General features: G+C 72.1%; 1 pseudogene. It reads right to left on the reverse strand.

The features are described from left to right. Window positions 1-229 (reverse strand): annotated as a pseudogene (locus KVS71_RS19670) (LLM class flavin-dependent oxidoreductase); the annotation flags it as partial.

Here is a 229-nt window from a genome sequence, read left to right on the forward strand (position 1 = left end):
CCAGGGCCCCGACCGAGCAGATGTCCGGGCGCACGCCGGCGACGCCGGCCCAGCCCCCCGCGTCGGGTAGGAAGAGGAAGTCGAAGCCCGCGTCCTCGACCAGGCGGGCGGTGTCGCGCCAGTAGTCGAGCTTGTCGAAGAGGTAGCGGCGGTTGTCGGGGTGGCGCCAGGTCGCGGTGCCGGAGTCGTTGGCCTGAGCGTTCTCGAAGAGCCCGAGCCGCAGGGTCTT

Source organism: Microbacterium sp. GbtcB4 (assembly GCF_019091465.1).
In the GTDB taxonomy this organism is placed as follows: Bacteria; Actinomycetota; Actinomycetes; order Actinomycetales; family Microbacteriaceae; genus Microbacterium; species Microbacterium paraoxydans.